The sequence below is a fragment of the Paenarthrobacter sp. OM7 genome (assembly GCF_029873575.1).
In the GTDB taxonomy this organism is placed as follows: Bacteria; Actinomycetota; Actinomycetes; order Actinomycetales; family Micrococcaceae; genus Arthrobacter.
In genome coordinates, this window is the sequence record NZ_CP123579.1 from 750,672 (window position 1) to 771,234 (window position 20,563).

A 20,563-nucleotide genomic window follows, 5' to 3' on the forward strand; every position below is an offset into this window, starting at 1 on the left:
GACCTCCATTTAGCGGAGGTGTACAGAGCAGATTGTGGACAGATAAAGCCCTGATGACGGATGCATCAGGGCTTTATCTGTCCAGAAACCCGGGGCTCAGGCGCGGATGCGGCGCCGGGAGGGAGCCGCTGCCACCAGCAGGGCGGCGATGGCGACGGCGGCACTAAGGATCAGTCCCGGCCGGTACTGTTCCAGCATGGCTTGGGCGCTGACGGTTCCGGCGGCTTGGCCGTGGCCGCTGACCAACGCTGTGGTGACTGCCAGAACCAGTGCGGCTCCAACTTGTGTGCTGGTCTGGATCAGGCCAGCCGCCAGTCCCTGTTCTGAATCCTTGATCCCGGCGGTCGCTTGTACGTTGATGGACGGGAAGGCCAGCGCAAACCCGACTCCCAGCAGGACCACCGACGGCAGGATATCCAGCACGTAATTGGGCGTGGTGCCGACGCGGAGGAACAGGACGTAGCCCAATCCCAGGGCTGTGAGTCCGGTGAGGATGAGTTGGGTGGCGCCGAACTTTTCGATGAGCTTGTCCGCGAACGGCGCGCTGGTCGCAACCAAGAGCCCGGCGGGCAGCAAGGCCAACGCCATGCCCAGCGGCGTCCAGCCGAGCACCGCCTGCAGGTACATGGTGACGATGAACTGGAAGCTCAGGTAGGACCCGAACAACCCCACCGCGCTGAGGTTGGCCCGTGCCACCCAGCCTTCTTTAAGGATGCTGAAGCGGATCAGCGGGTGCTTGACCTTGTTCTCGATCACCGCGAAGGCTGCCAGCACGGCAACGGAAACTGCGAATCCGGCGATTGTTGCCACAGATCCCCAGCCCTGTTCCGGTGCTGAAACCAAGGTGTAAACGAGGCCAAGCATGCCCAGTGCGAGGGTGACGGCGCCCCAAACGTCGTGCCCGCTGTCCTCAACGGAGGGCTTGTCCTTGGGGATGAACTTCATGCCCAGGAGGACAACCACCACCGCGATCGGCACCGAAACCAGGAACGTCCAGCGCCAGCTGAGGCTGGTCATGAGGCCACCCACCACCAAGCCCAACGAGAAGCCGCTGGCACCGAACGTGGTGAAGATGGACAGCGCCTTGTTGCGCTCGCGTCCCTCCGCGAAGTTGGTGGTGATGATGGAGAAGCCGGTGGGCGCGGTGAAGGCGGCCGCAAGTCCCTTGATGAACCGGGTGGCGATCAGGATGGCGGGGTCGTCCACCAGTCCGCCCAGGAGCGACGCCGCGGCGAAAACGGTCAAAGCAATAAGGAAGATGCGACGGCGGCCCAACAGGTCCGCGAGCCGGCCGCCAAGGAGCAACAGGCTCCCGTAGCCCAGGACGTAGGCGGAAACGATCCACTGCAGGGAATCGGTTCCGAGATTGAGTTCCTGTCCAATGGACGGCAGGGCAACGCCAACCATGGAAACGTCCAGCCCGTCGAGGGCCAAGACGGTGCAGACAACCATCAGCAGCAGCCACTGCGCCCGGGTCCAATGGACGGCTGAGACCAAGGGTGGCTCGGCGGAAGTTTTGAGGGTGGTGGGTGATGTCATGCGCCTCAATCTATATGACGTGTCATTCAATGACAAGGACTACGATGACATGTCATTGGATGACGCAGAATTTTATGACGTGGATTCAAATCGCGTAATGAACTAGAATCGGCACATGGCAACGACGCGTGACCGTCAACTGGTTGAGCAGTGGCGCAGCATCCAGAACTCCTACTTCCGAACCGCGGGAGCTATCGACCGCGCGCTGGAAGCCAAGTTCGACATTGGCCTTAACGAGTTCGAAATCCTGGATCTCGTGGCTGAAAGCGAAGAATCGGCATGCCGGATGAAGGCACTGGGAGAGCGCACCCCCATGACGCAGAGCGCCGTCTCCAAGGTGGTGGACAGGCTCGAAAAAGCAGGCCTGGTCTCGCGCCAAACCTGCGTTGACGACCGCCGCTCCCTGTTCCTGGAATTGACGGACGCCGGCCGCGCACTCCACTCAACTGCCGCCGTCGAGCACCGTGCGTTACTCAAGGAAAACCTCAGCTGATCGGCCTGGCGGTCCAGGACGTCACGACGCCGGTGGTGACGTGCGCATCGGTGGCGGCGAAGGAGCGTGCGGGAGGCAAGTTGCCTTCATCGAGGGCTTTTGAAAGACTGTAATCCTCTATTCCCCAGTGTTAGGCCGATGTTTTGACGGGCATTACAGGTTTCACGACGCCAACCGTGCGCTGACCTTGCCCTGATGCCCTGGTGGGCCGGTGGTTGCAGCGCATTCGCTGAAACCACTGGAGCCTTCGGAGCATCATGTCTACAACAAAAAACCCGTCCATCACCCTTACCGACGTGCGCCTTCAGTGGCCCGACGGTACCACTGCCCTTGCCGGGATCTCCGGAACATTCGGATCGGGCCGTACAGGCCTTGTGGGGTCCAACGGTGCCGGAAAATCAACCTTGCTGCGCCTCATTGCCGGGAGCCTTGCCCCTACGGGTGGCAGTATCACGACCAACGGTGATGTCGGATACCTTCCGCAGACTCTCAGCCTCGTGACTGACTCGACGGTGGCGGACCTGCTGGGTATCGGCCCTCAAGTGAAAGCACTGCGGGCCATCGAAGCCGGTGACGTTTCGGTGGAGAACTTCGATGCGGTGGGCGATGACTGGGATATCGAAGCCCGGGCTGACAAATCCCTGCGCCATATCGGCTTTTCGGGGGCGGACCTGGAGCGGAACGTGGGCGAAATTTCGGGAGGCGAAGCGATGCTTGTTGCCATCACGGGGCTCCGGCTTCAGGGGACGGCAATCACGCTCTTGGACGAGCCAACGAACAACCTGGACCGGGACGCGAGAACCAAACTGTCCGCTCTCCTGTCCACGTGGCCGGGAACGCTGGTGGTGGTCAGCCACGACCTGACACTGTTGGAGATCATGGACAACACAGCGGAACTGCATGGTGGAGAACTCGAAGTGTTCGGGGGTCCGTACAGTGCTTGGCGGTCGTATGTTGATGAGCAGCAGGCCGCTGCGGTTCAGGCTGCCCAAGCTGCCAAGCAGGCCGTGAAGACTGAGAAGCGCCAGCGCCAGGAAGCTGAGATGAAGCTGGCGCAGCGTGCCCGCACCGGTCAAACCAGCTATGACAACAAGAAGGGCTCCAAGATCCTTATGAATCAGCGGGCCTCCGATGCGCAGGTGTCAGCGGGCAAGCTTCGATCAGGATCGGATGACAAGGTGGACGCTGCCCAGGCTGCGCTGGATGTGGCCTCTTCCAAAATCAGGGAAGACGAACGGATCAGCGTGAACCTTCCGGATCCGGATGTTCCCCGCAGCCGGCGGATCGCCGAGCTGCGGGGAACCAATCGTGCTTTTGTGGTGGAAGGACCGGAACGGGTGGCCATCATCGGCGCCAACGGGGTGGGAAAAACCACCTTGCTCGAACGTTTGGTCAGCGGGGAACCGTGGACAGAGGATGATGACGACGTCGAATCCGGCACCGCAGGTGGTTGGCTCCTGACCGAGCGGTCCGGGTATTTGCGGCAGCGACTCGACGGCCTGGACGAGGCCGCGACAACTTTGGAAAATGTCCAGGCGGCCGCACCAAGTGTCCCTGTCGGGGAAATCCGCAACCAGTTGGCCCGGTTCCTGCTACGGGGTGATAGCGTCTACCGTCCCGTTGGGACTCTCTCCGGCGGTGAACGGTTCAGGGTCTCCTTGGCCAAGCTTCTCTTTGCCGATCCGCCGCCACAGGTCCTGATTCTCGATGAGCCAACAAACAACCTCGACATACAGAGTGTGGACCAACTCGTGGAAGCGTTGAATGCCTACCGCGGTGCCGTCATCCTGGTCAGCCACGACGACGGGTTCCTGGCCCGCCTCGATCTGGACCTGGTGCTGAGCCTGGACCATGACGGGGCACTCACCGAGCTGCCCTCCCTGCCCGTTGGGTCATGGTCGGGTAGCTGACGCGTTTCCTGCCGCCCTGCGTTGGGCGAGGTAGATCAGTGCAGCGCAGGGGACGGCCAGGGCGTATAACCAGGTGGCCGAGGTGAATACTGCTCCGTAGGCCTCGGCTCCTGCCATCCCTTGGGCTGTTCCGCCGGAGCCCGCGAACACCACCGTCAATAGTGCCAAGCCGATGGACCCGCCGAGCTGATGTGCCGTGTTGACCAGTCCGGAGGCGGCGCCGTTATCCGCAGGCGCCACGCCTGACATGCCAAACTCGGTCAGCAGGATGATTGCTGTTCCTTGGCCGATTCCGAGCACGATCAGCGGAAGCAGGACGTCCGGGAAATACGCGGTGCCCGGGCCTATGGAGCTGAGCCACAGCATGCCCAGGCCGGCGATGACCAACGAGGCCACCAGCAGCGCCGGCTTGCCCAGCAAGGCGCTGAGGGGTTTGATCGCGTAGACCATGAGGAAGAACAGGAGCGTGAGCGGAATGTAGGCGATTCCGGCCGCGAACGCGCTGAAGCCCAGCACATTCTGGAGGTACTGGCTGAGGAAATAGAAGGTGGAGAACATGGCCCCCACGATCAGAATCCGGATGATATAGGCGCCCGACCGGGTCATGTCTTTGAAGAGACGCAGGGGAGTGATGGGCCGCTCGGCATGACGCTCGACGAGTACGAAAGCCAGAAGCATGAGCACGGCTGCCGCGAGTGAAACGATCGTCGTCAGGTTCCCCCACCCGGCCTCACCCGCGTTCACGAGGCCATAGACCAAGGCGGACATTCCTGCTGTAACTGTCAACGCGCCCGCGATATCTACACTGCCTTTGACCCTTCCGGTTTCCGGTAGAAAACGTGGGCTCAGCAGCAAGACGACAATTCCGATCGGAACATTGATCAGCAAGCCCCATCGCCACGACAGCAGGTCTGTGAAGACCCCGCCGATGATTATGCCCACGCTGCCCCCGGCCCCGATCACGGCACTGTAGATGCTGATCGCTTGGGACCGTTCCCCGGGCTGGGGGAAGGTCTGCACCAAGAGCGCCAGGGTTGCCGGGATGGCGAAAGCCGATGCGGCGCCTTGGAGTACTCGGGCACCGATCATGACCTCGGCGTTGAAGGCGACCCCGGCCAGCAGGGATGCGAACGTAAACACTCCTACGCCAACCATGAAGACCCGGCGCCTGCCCAGAAGGTCTCCGATGCGGGCGCCCAGCAACAGCAGCCCTCCGAACGCCAGCGCATAGCTGTTCTGGACCCACGAGAGCGTTGTGCTGTTGAAGCCAAGTTCTCGTTCAAGGTGCGGCAGTGCCGTGGTGACGATGGACGTGTCCAACACCATCATCAGCTGGCAGCCCAAGATGACCGCCAAGGTTATGGTTCTGGACAATCGCGTGGCATGGGTTGTTTCCATGTGCGTTGCTGACATGTCGGACCCTTTCTAAGTAACTAACTGGTTGGTTTTTAACCATGCTCTTGAAATGCATCGCTGTCAACTAACCAGTTACTTGCTATGGTGGGGACATGGCGAGAGATGCAGAAGCAACCAGGCAGCGGATCCTGAAGGCGGCAGAGGAGGAGTTTGCCAGCCATGGCATAGCCGGGGCGCGGGTGGACCGTATTGCTGACGAGGCACTGGCCAACAAGGCGATGCTGTACCGGTATTTCGGCAGCAAGGAACAGTTGTTTGACGAGGTCTTCTCCCGACGGGTGGTCGCAGTAGTGGAGGAGACCGAATTCGACGCACTGGACTTGCCGGCGTACGCGGCCCGTGCTTTTGACCTTTACCAGAAGGATCCCAATGTCCTCAGGCTCACCAACTGGTACATCCTTGAACGCGGCCAGGCGGCGGACCTTGAAACCCTGGTGACCTCACACCAGGAAAAGCTCTCCCGGATCGAAAGCGCCCAGAAAGCCGGCCACCTTCGCTCTGATCTCACACCCATCGAACTGCTGGCAAGCGTGCGTGCACTGGCCATGACTTGGCATACGCTCACTCCCGAGATGGCCCGGTCCAAGCTTCCGAGCCTCAAACGGCGTCGCGAAACCATCATGGAAAACGTACAGAGGCTCGTCGGCTAGTCCGCCCGTCCAGTGTTGCCTGCTGTTTAGCTGAGGCGTGCCTGTCGTACAACTCCCCAAAGGCCGCCGGGCCTACGGCTGCCTGACCTCAGGCTCAAGAATCTTGAGCAAAAACTGATGGAACCTTTCTTCGGCAACGACGCAGGAAGCCTTTATTTCTGTTGTGATTACCGCAACAATGGTGCTTGCACGCCAGGCTGGGGTTTGGTGCCGCTGGCTTTTGGGGAGTGTTTTGTGGGCAAGCATCATGATTCAGACCGGGCAATAAACTTGATCCGAGCATTAGGTTTCCATCGCGTCCTGATCGCGGGAAGCCTGGCCATCCTGGCCTTTTTCGCCTTCGGGTTCCAGCCTCTCAGTGCCGTTTCCACCAGTGGTGTGGGCGGTTCCTTGGCGCAGGGCGTGGTTGAACCGACGGCATTGGGCACCTTGGTGCCGCCGGAGGCCGAGACACTCGTCATCGATCCCATGCCCGAACCTCCGGAACAACTTCCCGGAACGCCCATGGTCTACTTTGACCGCGCCATGGTCCGAACCGTCAGCAAAGACGGTTCCACAGGCCTCACGGTAGCTTCCGCCGGGTTGTCCCGTCCGCCCACCGGTGCCCTGTACGCACCCCTAGAGGTCCTCAATCTGAGTTCCAACTATGGCTACCGCTACAGCCCCCTGACGGGCTTGGCAGGCGAGTTCCACTGGGGCCAGGATTACGCCGCCGCCTGCGGAACGCGCGTTTACGCGGCCGACGCCGGTGTGGTCCGGGCCGTCGGCTGGCACTTGTGGGGTGGCGGAAACCGCGTGGAGATCGAACACGGCAACGGCTTGGTCACCACCTACAACCATCTGCAGGCCATCGGCGTCACCAAAGGCCAATCAGTCCGGGTTGGCGAGGTCATCGCCCAGGTTGGCACGACCGGCTGGTCCACGGGCTGCCATCTCCACTTCGAGACAATCGTGAACGGCCTGCACACCAATCCCAACGGCTGGACCTACCTGCCCATGCGGCAGATTGATCCGCTGCAGAACATCTCCATGGTCAACTACCAGCCCGGCGTTGGAACGGGAACGTCCGCGGCTCCGGAATGGGCCGTTCCGGTGGCCGACGGCACCAACCGCGCCGTCATCGGTGGAGAGCACGAAGAGCACGAGCCACTGCCGGTGGTGGTTCCGCCTACCACCACGACTCCGGGTACCACCACGACTCCGGGTACCACCACGCCGCCGGGTACCACCACGCCGCCGGGTACCACCACGCCGCCGGTGCAGACGCCGGCGCCAACGCAGAGTCCGACGGCGACCGCCTCACCGTCCGTGACGGCGACGCCGACTCCGACCCCGACTGCAACGCCTACGCCGACCGTTACACAGACTGCGACGCCGACTGCTTCACCCACGGCCGCACCTACGCAGACAGCTACCCCAACTCCGACGCCTTCGCCGACCACCACGGCGCCGGCTCCGACCACGGCTCCGACCACGAAAACTGTTGCACCGCCAGTGACGTCGTCGGACGCTTCGGCGCCGACCGCCGTCGTGCCTCCTGCGGCACCGGCTCCGGCCGCTCCAGCGCCGGCAGCGCCCGCTCCTGTGGCACCAGCGCCGGCGGCACCTGCGGTGGTTGCCCCGGCCGCGCCCGCTCCGGCAGCGCCGGCCGCAGCAGTCCCGGCTCCTGTAGTGGTGGCTCCAGCACCTGCTGCGCCGGCCGTGACGCAGGCCGTGGCTCCGGCTCCGGCTCCCGTTGCGCCGGTGGCTCCTGTGCCTGCTCCGGTGCCCGTTGCTGTATTGCCGTCAACGCTCCCAGTGGTGGTTCTTCCGCCCGGATATGTCCTGGTAGCACCGGACAAGGTCCGGCTGCCCAACGGCACGGTGGTGCTGTTGTCCACCCTGGTCCTTCCTCCGACGCCCTAAAGGTCCCCACGCTGAGGGCACGCAGAACGCCGGCACGTCTGCGTTTCGCGCCCCCAAGCCAGCTCCCGTAAGCTCGATGGCGGCAAGCCCGCCAGCCGACGTCGTCAGGAAGCGAATCCCATGACCAGCCTGTACAGCATTCCCCTCACCTTCAACGATGGCTCAGAAGCGGACTTCGGCCGGTTCGAGGGGAAAGCGGTCCTGGTGGTCAACGTGGCGTCCGAGTGCGGCTTCACACGCCAGTACGCCGGGCTCGAAGAGCTGTACGGCAAATACCGCGAACAGGGCCTGGAGATCCTCGGCGTGCCCTGCAATCAGTTCGGGGGACAGGAACCCGGCGCGGATGAGGAGATCGCGGAATTCTGTGAGCGGAATTTCGGCGTAACGTTCCCGCTGACCAGCAAAGCGAACGTCCTGGGGAAGCAGCAGCACCCCCTGTTCGCGAAGCTGACCCAGGATGAGGACGGCCAGCCTGCCAAGGTGAAGTGGAACTTCGAGAAGTTCGTCATAAACCGGGGCGGAGATCTCGTGGCAAGGTTCCCATCCACAGTGGAGCCTGACTCCGAAGACCTTGTGAAGGCAGTGGAAAAGGCGCTGGCGTAAAGCCATCAATTCTGAAGGGAGGAAAGTAATTTTCCAACATTCCGCCGGATGTTAGCCAGTTGTTGGCTAGTTGTCTGGTTGGATTGGCCCTACTGGATTGATACGGGAGACGCCGTCTCCCACCAAACGCTAAGGCAAGCTATGGAGCTCATCGAGGCCGAGTACCCCAAACCAGGTCATGTGCTTTTGCACCTGAGCGATCTGCACCTGGTGGGTGGTCCGGGCACGCTCTATGGCTCTGTGGACAGTGCCACCAGGCTCCAGGAGATCTGCGACCAGATCATCGCCTCCCGGATCAGGCCGGAAGCCATCATTTTCACCGGAGACCTCGCGGACAAGGGGGAGCTGGAAGCCTACAAGCGGCTCCGCGACATGATCGAACCAGTCTGCGACGCCCTCGGGGCCAAAGCCATCTGGGCCATGGGCAACCACGACAACCGTGCCAACTTCCGTTCCGCCTTTGTGGATGCCTCCGAGGCCAGCAAGCCCCACGACCCGGTGGACCGCAGCTACTTCGTCAACGGGCTCCGCATCATCACGTTGGACACCACCGTCCCTGGCCACCACTACGGTGAACTGTCAGAGTCCCAGCTCGAATGGCTGGCTGCCGAACTGGCCACCCCTGCACCCGACGGCACCATCCTTGCCTTGCACCACCCTCCAGTCCCGTGCGTCCAGGACCTCGCCGTTTTGGTGGAGCTGCGCGGCCAAGCCGCACTGGCCGCCGTCGTCCGTAATACTGACGTCCGCACCATCCTGGGTGGACACTTGCATTACTCCACGACGGCGGGCTTCGCCGGCATCCCGGTATCGGTGGCCTCGGCCACGTGCTACACGCAGGACCTTGGTGTCCGCGCAGGCGCGCAGCGAGGCAGGGACGGCGCGCAGTCGTACAACATGATCCATGTGTACGAGCACACGATTGTGCATTCGGTGGTGCCAATGTCCGGCGGCGTCACCGTGGGCGAGCCCGTGGACGCTGACGAGGTTCAGCGTCGGCTGGCTGAAGCCGGCATCCGCATTCCCCACGAATCGCGGGTGGGTGCCCACACATCGCCTGGCACACACACCTCGTCGATGCCGCTTGTTGCTCCGGGTGTCTCTACTTCTCCCAAGGCGCCTTAACCGGGAAGTACTTCTCCAGGAAGTCCGTCACCAGGTCCGCGCGCTCGTTGGCTTCAACCTCCGGGAAGCTGCCGTCGTTCAGGCAGAAGAAGTCCATGTGGCGCTTCGCCAGGAGCTTGGGCAGGTAATGCAGGCCTGCCCACATGGTGGAGTCCACGTACCTGACCTTGGCGTTGGTCTGCGTGACGGCGCGGCCCGTGAGCAGTGCGTAGTAGTGGTAGAACGAGTTGGTGACCGAGATGTTGTCCGCAGCGCGGAAACGGCTCCCGGCGGTCTTGGCGAATTCCGCCGGAAATTCTTTCTCCATGCGGGCCACCACGCTGCGGCGCAGGGGAGCTGCGGTGTGTTCGAGGTGCCGGGTGGTGATCCGGCCAAAGCGCTCCCAGAGCAGCTTCCGGTTGACGCGTGCCGCGTTCTCGAAGCCGCTGCGTTCGGCGTCGTTCTCGCCCAACCCGATCCGGGTGTCAGCCTCGATGAACTTGGTGATGCCACCGGGAGTGAAGAACATGTCCGGGCCCACGGGGCGGCCAAAGAACATGTCGTCATTGGAGTACAGGAAGTGCTCGGAAAGCCCCTCGATGTGGTGGAGCTGGCATTCCACGGCCTGCGAGTTGTGCGTGGGCAGGACTGAGGTATCGGCGAAGAACTCCTCGCTGCGAACGATCGTGACCGACGGATGATCGGCCAGCCACTCCGGGGCGGGGGAGTCCGTGGCGATGAAGATCCGCCGGACCCAGGGCGCGAACATGTGCACCGAACGCAGCGCGTATTTCAGTTCGTTGATCTGGCGGAAGCGGGCCTCATGGTCGTCACCCTCGCCCAGAACTGCCCCGGCCTGCTGCGCGCGCCGCCTGGCGATGTACTCGGGGTCGCTGCCGTCCACCCACGAGAAAACCATGTCGATATCAAAGTCGATGTCGCTGGCGTGGTCCGCGAACATGTTCTCGATGGTGGGCCAGGTCAGGCCGTGCCGCTGGACGGTTCCACGGACAGCGTCTTGCCGCAGCATGGTGCGGCGTGTCAGCGAGTTCTCCACGGGCAACTCAAGATGGTCGCCTTCAAACCGCCACAGTTCCAGCTGCACACCCAACGCCGGGCCGTACCACAGGCCACCGCCCGTTTCGACACGCGGGCGGTACAGGCGGAAGATGCGGGCTTTCCGGTTGGCGGACAGCTCGCCGTCAGCCACCAGGACCGAGGTCTTCTTCTTGGCGTCCACTGTCATGGAGTAGAAGGGCTCGTTGCGGAACGCTGACACCAGCGCCTCACGGACCTCTTTGCGCGACTCCCAGTCGACAGCGACAACCGGCCTCTCGTCATTGCCGCGTACAAGGATGAAATCGACGCCGGCAGCGTCCAATGCCGCCCTGACAGCCAGGAGATCGGACACCATGGCCTGTTGCGGGGTGAGGTCGGCGTTGATCAGGGCGTACCGCCCACGGTGACGGACGACGTCGGACCGGTGCTTAAGGTGCGCGACGACGGCAGGCGAAATCGCCTCAGCAATCGTGTCCTCTTCAATGGACGGGCTGCCGTGGTAGATCGGATCGACCTGTGCTTGTGTGATGGCTGTATCTCCGGGATCGTCGGTGCGTGAAACTGGACTCGCTGGTTATTAGATGGAAAGGGCCTCGCGCCAGCTGCGGAGGAAAGCGCCGCCGGCTTCGTCGTGGATGACGTCGTCCGCCAGTTGGAGGTCCGAGGCCGTCAGGATGGTGTAGGGCTTCACCGGTACGCCGTCTGCGGGCCGGACATCCACGTGCTTTACGTCGTGATCGTTGTGGTGAAGCCAGTCTGCCATGGCATAGTCCGTGCGGGAATCACCCACAGTCCGCCACGAGAGCGGAGTAATGCCCTGGGCCGCGAGCAGTTCGACGGCGCGGCTCGCGCCGAGGTCTTTGCCGAGGCGGACGGATTCGATGTCCGTGGAGATGATGGTGGGGTCCAGGCGGTAGTCCGCCGTGTCATCGGATTCCGGCGCGTGGTGGTCCAGGATCGCCGCGTTAAGGCCGTGCCGTCCCATAACTTCCAGGGCGTCGGCGTCGAAGAGTTTCTGTTCGGCCAGGTAGTCCGCGCTGGCCACGTCCAGGTGCTGCTCCACGGAAACCATGGCCCGCTTGGTCTCGTCAAAGAACATGTGCGCCGAGTAGTCCTCGGCAACCAATCGGCGGATATCGTCGCCGTAGGCCTTGGGTACCGCGAGTTCGTGGTCCACATGGATGGGACCGGGGCCTTCCGAAGTGTAACTGAACCACACAGCACCCTTCTCGCAGATGGCGTGGATGACGGTGTTGGCCGGCATTCCGGCGGCGATCATGGGCTCCATGACCTGCTCGCTGATGAACGCGTCAGAGCGGCCTGTGTTGAAAATGACGGGAATGCCCGCCGAGGCCAGCGCCACCATGTCCGCGATGATGTCCGGCTTGACGTCGCGCGTCACAGGGCTGGCAATGGGGCCGTCGACATCCAACAGCAACGCCAGGGCGGGCGTGGCGTGGGCAGCGGTCCGGTCAGTACCTTGGAGCGGTTGAGTCATGACCCTATTCTGTCAGTCCCCGCGGCCACCCTCACAGCTATGACGTCTGTGACGCCCCACGAAGGATTTAGACGCACTCGTGGAAAGTACGCGCCAGTACCGGCGGACCTTGCTGGTCACTGCTTCCTACTGGAATTTGCTCTCGGGATCCGGAGCGCATCGAGTGTTGCCGCCGAGCGTGGTGCCGAAGCTGCTGGTTCCAAGCTGCATGGAGAATTTGCCATCGCCAAAGCCAGTGGTGGTCTGGTCCCGGTTGGCCCCCGAAGGCTGGGTTTGAACAACGCCGCCGTGCATGCTGTCGAAGCTGAATTGAGTCCCTTCCATGCCCAGAGGCAGATGGCAGACGTCCCCCGAAGCCTCTGGAGTGACTTTTGTCCAGTCGCCGGGGGCGAGGGCTTGAATCTTGTTGAAGAGGTCGAAGTACTCTGTGCGGGCTTGTTCTGGGTCCATGGTCTGCTCTCCGGTGCTGGTAGGTGGGTTGGTGCCAGGCGTTGTCCCGCACCCTGCAGGGTGAGAAGAATGATCGCCGCGGCGGGAAGGTCGCGCCTGGACCTAGACGGCATCAGCAGTCGATTCAACGTTTCTTGATTCCCTCTTTGGCCGCTGTAACCATTACCGTGCCCGTGGAGAGGCTATTTTGCTACCCCCGGGAACCAGATCAGGGCCTTGCTCAAGTCAGGCGATCTGCGGGCGTCCAGGTCCGGGGCCGTAGGAGCAGAAGCCGGAAGTCACCTTTTGGCTACAACCTGCCTGTGCCGCGGGTCACAAGTTCCGTTAGGGCGCCAACTTCCATAGGCTTGCAGGGTGATCTTCAAAGCTGTGGGCGAGGGACGCCCGTACCCTGACCATGGATACTCGGCGCCGCGGGACTGGGCTGCCTTGCCCCCGCGCCCTATCCGCCTCGATGAATTGGTAACCACCAAACGGACCTTGGATTTGGAGGCATTGTTGGCTGAGGACTCAACCTTCTTTGGCGACCTGTTCCCGCACGTTGTCCAGTACCAGGGCGTCATGTACCTCGAAGACGGGCTCCACCGGGCCGTCCGCACGGCGCTCCACCAGAGGACCGCAATTCACGCACGTGTATTGGTGATCGATGGCTAGGCGGACGGGTCCCGCCGATCCGGAGGCGTCCCCGGCAAAAAAACGTAAGCGTCCCAAGGATGTGACGCTGCTCCATGGCCACCACGTGGTCACCGGCCCGGAGCTCCGGGCCACCTTTGCCGAGGATGCCGCGGCCCAGAAGAGCCGTTTCCGGCGCCGGCTGCTTCACGGAATTGTCCTGGTCCTGCTGGTGGGTGTGATCGCTGCCGGGGCGGTTGGCGCCTGGGCCATCATGAACGGCGTGATCAAAGTCCCCACCGCGATCGCCAGTAAAGCCCCCGTCAGCCTGTGCCCCACCACCACGTTCGACTACGTTCCGAACGAAACAGTGAACCTCAACGTCTTCAACGCCACCTCCCGCGGCGGCCTGGCAGGTACCGTGGCTGAGCAATTTACTGCCCGGGGCTTCAAAGTGGCTTCGGTGGACAACAGCGAGACCGCCTACGCCGGAGTGGCCGTAGTAGTTTCCGGCGTCAAGGGCCAGGCGGCTGCGTTCAACGTCCAGCGCAACCTTGCCGGCACGGATTACTTCCAGGACAACCGTGAGGACGAGTCCGTGGATGTCATCCTCACCTCAGGCTACGAAGGCCTGGTGGAGCCTGAACTGGTGGATCAGACCCCTGGAAAGCTGTTGTGTCCGCGCGAAGACCTGCGTATCGCTGACAACTCCAAGTGGCCGATCATTCCGACGCTTCCGGCGGGGCAATAACGGCCGCAGCAAGACCAGCGCCGCGCGCCTGTACTAGCCCGCCAGAGCGTCGTGGATGGGGGCGTTGTGGACGGGTGCTTCCAGCCGGATCGGCCGGCCGTCGTCGTCGAAGCGTGCTCCTGCCCCGAGCTGGATGAAGTGCACCGTCTGCGCTGTGTGCGCTTCAACGGCCGTGTTTGCTTCAGTAGCCGTCCGGACTTCGACGTCGGTGGCCGGGGCCGCTGGGGGAGTCTCGCCGTCGGGCGTTCGGTTGCGTCGTGCGGCGCTGGCAGACAGCGTTCCGTGAATGAGTCGCGCCAGCTGGGCAACATCGACGTCAGGGAGGTAGCCCTGGTGGACACCGTCTTGAAGGATGTCCTGCAGAAGGATGTTGAGGTCGCCCACGTGGTCCGCGAGCTTCGCGAAGGAGCCGGGGGAGAGGACAGCGGCCATGGCCGGCCCCGGGGGCAGATGGCGGCGGCTGAGGTCCTCCACTTGCGCACGGACGTAGAGGGCCAGCCTGTCCACGGGGTTTTCCAGCGCGGCCAGTGACTCCCGGAGATCAACAATGAAGCGCTCGGTCTCGTCCAAGGCGTACGCGATCAGCAGTTGTTCCATGTCCGCGTAATAGTTGTAGACGGCGGTACGGCCCACCCCCGCATGCCGGGCGACGTCGGTCATGGTCAGGCCGGGGAGGCCGTGGGTGAAGAGGAGCTCACCGAAGGCAGTGAGAATCCTCCGTTGGGTCTCGGCGCGTTGGGCAGCATTCGTGGCGGCCGTGATCCTGGGCATATAGACACTTTACAGTGATCTGTCACTAAGAGCTGCGGGTTAGGTCAGGTGTCGCTGTTTCCTTCAGGAGCTCGGGCCGTGGTTTTGCGGATGACCAAGTGCGGGGTCCGGACCACGCTGCCCGGCGACTTTGCCCCTTCAATCCGGTCCACGGCGCGGCCGACGGCGGCTGCCGCAAGGAGCGGAGCGTCCTGGCTGACAGAGGATAACTGGACGTAACTCAGCTTGGCGAAGTTGCTGTCGTCATAGCCCAGCACCGATACATCTGAGGGGATGCTGATTCCCGCAGCCCTGAAGCTTTCCATGATTCCGAGGGCCGACCTGTCGTTGAAGGCGATGACTGCCGTTGGCAGATCAGCCTGAAGGATCGGCCCCGCGCTCATGCCGTCCTCCTCCCCGGGGCCGCCGGAAACAACCACAGGTTGCAGGCCGTGCCGGACCATTTCAGTGCGGTACGCCTCCCGGCGTTTGTCCGAGGAGACAGCCTCGCCGCCATCCACGTGGACGATCCGGCGATGACCCAGACCTACCAGATGGTCAACGGCCAGTACGATGCCGGCGTGATCGTCGCTGCTGACCGAATCCACGTACTCGCCCACATCCTCGCGCAGGAGGCTCACTACCGGCACCTGTCGGGCGTGCCGTGCCAGATCATCCACGCTGAGGGTGGGGGCGATGATGATCAACGCCTCGGCGCCAACATCCAACAAGGTCTCGATGGCGCGCGCCTCGGGTCTGCCGCCGGCCACGGCGCTCAGCGTTATCTCATATCCCTTGGCGGACGCCTCGGCGTAGGCGGCGTCGACGATTTCAGCGTGAAACGGCTGTGAGCTGGAAAAGGTGAGGCCCAGGAGTTTCGTCCTGCTGCTCCGCAGCAGCCTGGCGCGGGAGTCTGCCCGATAACCGAGATCGCTGGCCGCCTGCAGGACTCTTTGCCGGGTGGATTCCGCTGCACCGGGGGCGCCCCGCATCACGATGGAAACCAAGGCCCGCGAGACGCCAGCCGCCTCGGCTACGTCCATCAGGGTGGGGCGGCGCTGCAGTTCTGACACATTTCCTCCAATTGCAACCAGTGTATAGAACGATCTAGACGGGACGTGAACCGCATGTCAGTATGGTCGGACTAGAACGATCTAGAAGACATGCGTCAGGAGCTCCCATGGTTTACCTTCAGCACCAGGTCAGTGAAGACCGGCCGGTTCGTATTGCTCTGATCGGAGCGGGATGGATTGGCAGTTTCCACGCCGAATCCGTTGCCCAGCGGATCCCCAATGCCCGGCTGGAGGCCATCGTGGATCCGGCCCTCCCCGCCGTCCAGACGCTGGCTGGCCGACTGGGTGTCCGCAAGATCAGTACTGACCCGGAGGATGTACTGAACGATCCCGAGGTGGATGCTGTCCTGATCTCCGCGCCGGCCCGCTTTCATTCCGGGCTGATCTCGGCGGCCGCACGTGCAGGAAAGCATGCCTTCTGCGAAAAGCCGGGCGGCCGTACCGTGGAAGAACTTGACGCGGCACTGGAAGCAGCAGAGGCCGCGGGTGTGGTGGTCCAGTTCGGTTTCAACCGCCGCTTCGCTGCAGATTTCGCTGCCGCCCGCCAACTTATCGATGATGGCGTTGTGGGAACCCCGCAGTTGTTGCGGTCCCTGACACGCGACCCGGGCAGCAGGGACGGGATCGCCAATCCGGAGAGGATTCCGCCGGGCACCATTTTTCTTGAGACCCTCATCCACGACTTTGACACCTTGAACTGGCTGAACCCCGGCGCGGTCCCAGTGCGAGTCCATGCCGTGGCTGACGCACTGGTTGCTCCTGAGGCAAAAGAGGGCGGCCTGTTGGATACCGCTGTGGTCACCGTGACCTACAGCAATGGGGCCATTGCCGTGGCCGAGGCCAACTTCAATGCGCTGTACGGCTATGACGTGCGGGGAGAGGTATTTGGATCTGCGGGTATGGTGACGGCGGGTGGCCCGCAGGCCAGCTCGGCCACGAGCTACACTGCTGCCGGCATCAATGCCGCCACCGTCCGCCTGAACGTGGATCTCTTTCACGATGCCTACACGGCTGAACTCGCCCACTTTGTGGATGCGGTGAAGGCTGGCCGCGATGGTACCCAGGCTCCCGTGGCCCAAGGTGCCGGCGGAGCGGACGCGCGGAATGCTTTGGCTGTTGCCCTGGCTGCCACCCGTTCGGCCCACACTGGGCTGCCTGTTGATGTGGCATCGATTGCCGCACTGCGCCCGGCGGAGCCCGCGCTGCTCACTGTGGGGGATAAAGCATGAGCTTCCGCTTGGCCGTATGCGCTGAAATGCTCTACGGCGAACTGCCCTTGACGGAGCGGGTGAAGAGGATCCACGGGCAAGGGTTCGAAGTGGAGCTGTGGGACACCCGGGGCCGGGATATCGCGGCCCTGGCAGCAACAGGAGCCCGGTTCTCGTCGATGAGCGGCTATTTCGGCGGCAGCCTTACTGATCCCGGTAGTGCCGAGGAGGTGCTGGCTTCCGCGGAGAAGTTGATTCCCGTGGCGCTTGAGCTTGGTGTCGAGCGGATGGTGGTCCACCCTGCGGAGCTCGGGGAGGGCGGCCATGCTGTCCGACCGGTTCACCGGTCTACCGGCGAGATGTGGCTGACCGGGCGAAGCACCCTCGAGCGCCTGGGCGCGCTGGGCGAGAAGCACGGAGTAACCTTCGCGCTGGAGAACCTGAACACCATCCTGGACCATCCCGGGATCCCTTTGGCGCGGGCCAAAGACACCCTGGCGTTGGTCTCCGCGGTTAACCACCCCAACGTCAGGATGATGTTGGACCTGTATCACGCCCAAATCGGTGAGGGAAACCTGATCCAACTTGTCCGGGCCGCGTTGCCCTGGGTCGGAGAAATACAGGTGGCCGACGTCCCGGGCCGCTGCGAACCCGGCACCGGGGAAGTCAACTATCGCGGAGTCGCAGATGCTCTTCAGAAGGCCGGATACGCGGGGGTGGTAGGCCTCGAGGCGAAGGCCGCCGGGGGAGACGACCTGGAATCAGGGGATGCCGCGCTGGCGGCGTTCCGTGCGGCCTTTGAAAGCTAGCTAAGTGCGGCCCGCCCGCGGGTCAGGGATGGCACCCTACGCTCCCGCGTTGGTCGGTACCTGCGCGGGAGCGCTGCATCCACGGGTCAAAACTCGCGTAGCATCAAGGAAAACCGGTCAATCGCATCGCCGGTCAACACTGTAGCTAGGGGGCGTATTGCGCGCAACGGTCAAGGACGTGGCGCGCCGTGCAGGGGTATCGCCCAAGACAGTCTCGAACGTGATGAACGGCGTCGTGCCGGTCAGTGGTCCTACCCGGCTCAGGGTTGAGCAGGCTATGGCGGAGCTCGACTACGTCCCAAATCTTTCGGCGCGGGGACTGAGGAATGGCCGCTCAGGTGTCATCGGCCTGGCGCTGCCGGACCTGGCTACTCCCTTCTCCGCGGAACTGGCCCAAAGCATCGTGGAAGTTGCCCATGCGCAGGGTTTCAGCGTGCAGATCGAGGAAACCGGCTCCGACCCCCATCGTGAGCACGAATTGATGACACGTGCGCGGGCCAACCTCATCGATGGGCTGATTCTCAACCCCGTGGTGCTCAAGGAAAGTGCCGTACAGGTGGGTGTCGCACTGCCCCCGGTTGTTCTCCTGGGCGAGGTCACCCAGCAGTTGGCCGACCGCGTCTTTGTGGACAGCTTCGCTGCGGCACGGGACATGACCCTGGCTCTGGCCCGGCCCGGTCGCAGGCGGATCGCAGTTCTGGGGGTAAATCGAGGAAGGCAATCCGCCACAGCCATTCAGCGGGCGGGTGGATATGAAGCTGCGCTCGACATGCTGGGAATCCCCAGGGATGAGTCGCTGAGGATTTCCTGCGACAGCTGGACGCCCGCATCAGCCGCTGAAGCACTTGCGGAATATTTGGACTCGAACCCGGTGCCGGACGCACTGTTTTGCTTCACGGACTCCATGGCTCTTGGCGCGTTGAATCTCCTGTGGAAGAGGGGCCTGCGCGTTCCGGATGACATCGCGGTGGCAGGGTTTGACGATGTGATTGACGGGCGCTTTGCGGTACCGTCCCTGACCACAGTTTCCTTCGACAAGCGAGCGATTGCCACAGAGGCCCTTCGCCTGCTGACTGAACGCATGTCTGACAGGTCCCATGGGCAGCGGCTTGTTGAAATCGAATACGAGATCGTAGAGCGGGACAGCAGCCGGGTCTGAGCCGGGAGTCCCCGTGCCTGAAACGAGAGTTCCCCCCTAAATTGTTCGCGCTAACAATTTTCTCTTGCCCTGTCTATTACATCGATGTAATGTGAGACCTGCGTCACCCCGGGCCACCATTTACCCGAGCGTGGGGACGCACCGGAGCCGGCTTTTGAGCAGTGCAGCAGTGACCTTTCAGCGGACCCATCCAAAGGAGTGACGGGTGAAGCAGTTTGAATCTTTGACCGGGAAACAGTTGTCCCGGAGACAGTTATTGACAGGATCGGCCCTCCTTGGCGGGGGACTTCTGGCAACAGGCCTCACCGGTTGCGGAGGGGCAGCCCAGGCCGCCGCAGTGCAGGACATCGGGTTCTGGCACCTCCTCTCCGGCGGTGACGGGATCAAGATGCAGGCGATGATCAACGCGGCAAACCAGGCTAACCCCGGCTTCAAGGTGCACCCCACAGTCCTGGCCTGGGGTCCGCCTTACTACACCAAACTGGCCATGGCGTCGGCGGGAGGCCGCCCTCCTGAGGTAGCCATCATGCACGCCAGCAGGGTGCCCGGTTACGCGCCAGGGGGACTCATTGATCCTTGGGACCTGGACCTGCTCGCCGAGAACGGTGTGACGGCCTCGGATTTCGCCCCGAGGATCTGGGAGAAGAGCCAGCATGGCGGCAAGGTCTTCTCCATTGCCCTGGACTCGCACCCGTTCGTCATGTTCTACAACACGGACGTAGCAGCCAAAGCGGGCGTCCTGGGCGGCAACGGGCTGCTCCAGGAGGTGAGCTCGCCGGACGGGTTCAAGGCAATGGCCTTGAAAATGCAGAAAGTGACCAAGGCCCACGGCCTGTCCTTCGGCTATCTGGGCAGTGGATCGCAGATGTGGCGCTTGTTCTACACGCTTTACAAGCAGCACGGCGTGGACATGGAACTGACGCCAGGGCAGCCTATGAAAGTGGACCGGGACGCGGCCATTGAGTCGCTGGAATTCATGGCCTCCCTGTTCGACGACACCATCGCAGCCCAGGCCGGTGACATCAGCACCGGTATCGCCGAGTTCGCCCGTGGCGGTTCCGGGATGCTGTTCAGCGGTGTTTGGGAACTGCCCACCATGAAGAAGGCCGGCATTCCCGTTGACGCGGCCACCATTCCCACGCTGTATGGGACACCGGCCTCTTACGCTGACTCGCACTCGTTCGTACTCCCACGGCAACTCAACGTCAACGAGGACAAGCGCCGGGACGTCTACAAGTTTGTCACCGACGTCCTGAAGGGATCACTGTCCTGGGCAGAAGCCGGACACATCCCCGGCTACCAGCCCGTGGTCCAATCCCAGGCGTACCGCGAACTGACCCCGCAGATCCACTACGCCAACGCTGCGGACATCATCGCCTACGATCCCGAGGCCTGGTTCAGTGGCTCCGGCTCGGACTGGCAGACCTACTTTGCGGAGAACGTGCAGAACGTCCTCTTGGGCAGGGACAAGGCCTCCGCCGGATGGGATGCCTTTGAACAGCGCACCAACACCCTCCTCTCCCGTCCCAACCCGGTCTAACCGGCCCACGTACCGAGCGACCAAAGGAGTTCTT

Annotated in this window: 19 protein-coding genes; 12 read left to right on the plus strand and 7 right to left on the minus strand. The window is 62.9% G+C overall.

The window, feature by feature from the left end; translation table 11 throughout:
- Positions 1-96 precede the first annotated feature (96 nt).
- On the minus strand, positions 97-1,539 hold the full coding sequence (locus QEH68_RS03595; RefSeq protein WP_207596189.1) for an MFS transporter: 1,443 nt from the start codon (positions 1,537-1,539) through the stop codon (positions 97-99).
- A gap of 115 nt (positions 1,540-1,654) precedes the next feature.
- On the opposite strand from QEH68_RS03595, the gene QEH68_RS03600 reads away from it, so the two are divergent.
- Positions 1,655-2,032 carry a MarR family transcriptional regulator gene (locus QEH68_RS03600; protein WP_280626543.1) on the plus strand — a complete coding sequence of 126 codons (378 nt, stop codon included), beginning with the start codon at positions 1,655-1,657 and terminating at the stop codon, positions 2,030-2,032.
- A 257-nt stretch (positions 2,033-2,289) separates the two neighbouring features.
- On the plus strand, positions 2,290-3,942 hold the full coding sequence (locus tag QEH68_RS03605; protein ID WP_280626545.1) for an ABC-F family ATP-binding cassette domain-containing protein: 1,653 nt from the start codon (positions 2,290-2,292) through the stop codon (positions 3,940-3,942).
- On the opposite strand, the gene QEH68_RS03610 is transcribed toward QEH68_RS03605, so the two are convergent.
- A complete protein-coding gene (locus tag QEH68_RS03610; protein WP_280626547.1) occupies positions 3,925-5,355 on the minus strand; it encodes an MFS transporter in 1,431 nt (476 codons plus the stop codon). The genes QEH68_RS03605 and QEH68_RS03610 overlap by 18 nt on opposite strands.
- A gap of 95 nt (positions 5,356-5,450) precedes the next feature.
- On the opposite strand from QEH68_RS03610, the gene QEH68_RS03615 reads away from it, so the two are divergent.
- The 4 genes from QEH68_RS03615 (at position 5,451) to QEH68_RS03630 (ending at position 9,641) form a co-directional block, all read left to right on the plus strand.
- On the plus strand, positions 5,451-6,008 hold the full coding sequence (locus tag QEH68_RS03615) for a TetR family transcriptional regulator (RefSeq protein ID WP_207596191.1): 558 nt from the start codon (positions 5,451-5,453) through the stop codon (positions 6,006-6,008).
- A gap of 270 nt (positions 6,009-6,278) precedes the next feature.
- The gene (locus tag QEH68_RS03620) at positions 6,279-7,913 is read left to right on the plus strand and encodes a M23 family metallopeptidase (protein WP_280626550.1); all 1,635 of its coding nucleotides are present in this window, start codon (positions 6,279-6,281) and stop codon (positions 7,911-7,913) included.
- Positions 7,914-8,033: 120 nt separating this feature from the next.
- Entirely contained in the window at positions 8,034-8,516 is a 483-nt protein-coding gene (locus QEH68_RS03625; protein ID WP_280626551.1) for a glutathione peroxidase, read from the plus strand.
- Positions 8,517-8,657: 141 nt separating this feature from the next.
- Positions 8,658-9,641, plus strand: a complete 984-nt coding sequence (locus QEH68_RS03630; RefSeq protein WP_207596194.1) for a phosphodiesterase — start codon at positions 8,658-8,660, stop codon at positions 9,639-9,641.
- Here QEH68_RS03630 and QEH68_RS03635 read toward each other — a convergent pair.
- From QEH68_RS03635 to QEH68_RS03645, 3 genes are all read right to left on the minus strand, one after another.
- Positions 9,619-11,163 (minus strand): stealth family protein, encoded by a 1,545-nt coding sequence (locus QEH68_RS03635; RefSeq protein WP_242703609.1) that lies wholly within the window; start codon positions 11,161-11,163, stop codon positions 9,619-9,621. The genes QEH68_RS03630 and QEH68_RS03635 overlap by 23 nt on opposite strands.
- 93 nt (positions 11,164-11,256) lie before the next feature.
- Complete coding sequence (locus QEH68_RS03640) at positions 11,257-12,177, minus strand: hypothetical protein (protein WP_280626553.1); 921 nt, start codon at positions 12,175-12,177, stop codon at positions 11,257-11,259.
- Positions 12,178-12,303: 126 nt separating this feature from the next.
- Complete coding sequence (locus QEH68_RS03645; RefSeq protein WP_280626555.1) at positions 12,304-12,627, minus strand: hypothetical protein; 324 nt, start codon at positions 12,625-12,627, stop codon at positions 12,304-12,306.
- A gap of 354 nt (positions 12,628-12,981) precedes the next feature.
- On the opposite strand from QEH68_RS03645, the gene QEH68_RS03650 reads away from it, so the two are divergent.
- Together QEH68_RS03650 and QEH68_RS03655 are read left to right on the plus strand one after the other, a co-directional pair.
- Positions 12,982-13,281 carry a type II toxin-antitoxin system VapB family antitoxin gene (locus tag QEH68_RS03650; RefSeq protein WP_011773432.1) on the plus strand — a complete coding sequence of 100 codons (300 nt, stop codon included), beginning with the start codon at positions 12,982-12,984 and terminating at the stop codon, positions 13,279-13,281.
- A gap of 61 nt (positions 13,282-13,342) precedes the next feature.
- The gene (locus QEH68_RS03655; protein ID WP_026541840.1) at positions 13,343-13,990 is read left to right on the plus strand and encodes a LytR C-terminal domain-containing protein; all 648 of its coding nucleotides are present in this window, start codon (positions 13,343-13,345) and stop codon (positions 13,988-13,990) included.
- Between the two features lie 33 nt (positions 13,991-14,023).
- Here QEH68_RS03655 and QEH68_RS03660 read toward each other — a convergent pair whose 3' ends face one another.
- Together QEH68_RS03660 and QEH68_RS03665 are read right to left on the minus strand one after the other, a co-directional pair.
- Positions 14,024-14,761 carry a TetR/AcrR family transcriptional regulator gene (locus QEH68_RS03660; RefSeq protein WP_207596197.1) on the minus strand — a complete coding sequence of 246 codons (738 nt, stop codon included), beginning with the start codon at positions 14,759-14,761 and terminating at the stop codon, positions 14,024-14,026.
- A gap of 44 nt (positions 14,762-14,805) precedes the next feature.
- Positions 14,806-15,813 (minus strand): LacI family DNA-binding transcriptional regulator, encoded by a 1,008-nt coding sequence (locus QEH68_RS03665; protein ID WP_280626560.1) that lies wholly within the window; start codon positions 15,811-15,813, stop codon positions 14,806-14,808.
- A gap of 107 nt (positions 15,814-15,920) precedes the next feature.
- On the opposite strand from QEH68_RS03665, the gene QEH68_RS03670 reads away from it, so the two are divergent.
- From QEH68_RS03670 to QEH68_RS03685, 4 genes are all read left to right on the plus strand, one after another.
- The gene (locus tag QEH68_RS03670) at positions 15,921-17,042 is read left to right on the plus strand and encodes a Gfo/Idh/MocA family oxidoreductase (protein WP_280626562.1); all 1,122 of its coding nucleotides are present in this window, start codon (positions 15,921-15,923) and stop codon (positions 17,040-17,042) included.
- On the plus strand, positions 17,039-17,830 hold the full coding sequence (locus QEH68_RS03675) for a TIM barrel protein (protein WP_280626564.1): 792 nt from the start codon (positions 17,039-17,041) through the stop codon (positions 17,828-17,830). Before QEH68_RS03670 ends, QEH68_RS03675 begins: the two co-directional genes overlap by 4 nt.
- A gap of 157 nt (positions 17,831-17,987) precedes the next feature.
- Complete coding sequence (locus QEH68_RS03680) at positions 17,988-18,989, plus strand: LacI family DNA-binding transcriptional regulator (protein ID WP_280626567.1); 1,002 nt, start codon at positions 17,988-17,990, stop codon at positions 18,987-18,989.
- A 205-nt stretch (positions 18,990-19,194) separates the two neighbouring features.
- Positions 19,195-20,529, plus strand: coding sequence for an extracellular solute-binding protein (locus QEH68_RS03685; RefSeq protein ID WP_280626569.1), 1,335 nt, complete (start codon positions 19,195-19,197; stop codon positions 20,527-20,529).
- Positions 20,530-20,563: the final 34 nt, after the last annotated feature.